This window comes from Pseudomonas sp. ENNP23 (genome assembly GCF_001728945.1).
In the GTDB taxonomy this organism is placed as follows: Bacteria; Pseudomonadota; Gammaproteobacteria; order Pseudomonadales; family Pseudomonadaceae; genus Metapseudomonas; species Metapseudomonas otitidis.
The window spans coordinates 1-610 of the sequence record NZ_LYSP01000118.1; the positions used below are offsets into that span (position 1 = coordinate 1).

General features: G+C 60.8%; 1 protein-coding gene. It reads right to left on the reverse strand.

Annotated elements, in window-relative coordinates:
- A partial coding sequence (locus tag A9G05_RS26285) for a Calx-beta domain-containing protein (protein WP_218187214.1) occupies positions 1 to 610 on the reverse strand: 610 nt, incomplete at both ends.

The following is a 610-nucleotide window of genomic DNA, read 5'->3' on the forward strand; positions in this document are numbered from 1 at the left end:
CTCCGGACCCGGACCGGTGCCGTCGTCGACAATGGTGGCTGAGCCGGTGGCGGTGCCCGTAGTGCCGGTTTGACCGGTCACGGTGACGCTGAAACTTTCTGCCCCTTCATAGACGCTGTCATCATTGGTTTGGACACGCAGTTGCAACGCGGTAGTGCCCGCCGCGAGGGTGACAATACCATCAGCAGGGACGCCAACCCAGTTGGTGCCATCAAAGTATTCCAGTGTACCGATGTCACCGGCTTCGGTATCGCCGGCATTGAGGGTCAGCTGAACCGTGGTGGCCGTGTCGGCCGCCGCAGACAAGTTCACGGTGAACAGCGCAGTGCTGCCTTCGTTGAGGATGCCTGCATTGGTGATAGAGACCGATGGGCGATCATCATCCGGCTCCGGACCCGGACCGGTGCCGTCGTCGACAATGGTGGCTGAGCCGGTGGCGGTGCCCGTTGTGCCGGTTTGACCGGTCACGGTGACGCTGAAACTTTCTGCCCCTTCATAGACGCTGTCATCATTGGTTTGGACACGCAGTTGCAACGCGGTAGTGCCCGCCGCGAGGGTGACAATACCATCAGCAGGGACGCCAACCCAGTTGGTGCCATCAAAGTATTCC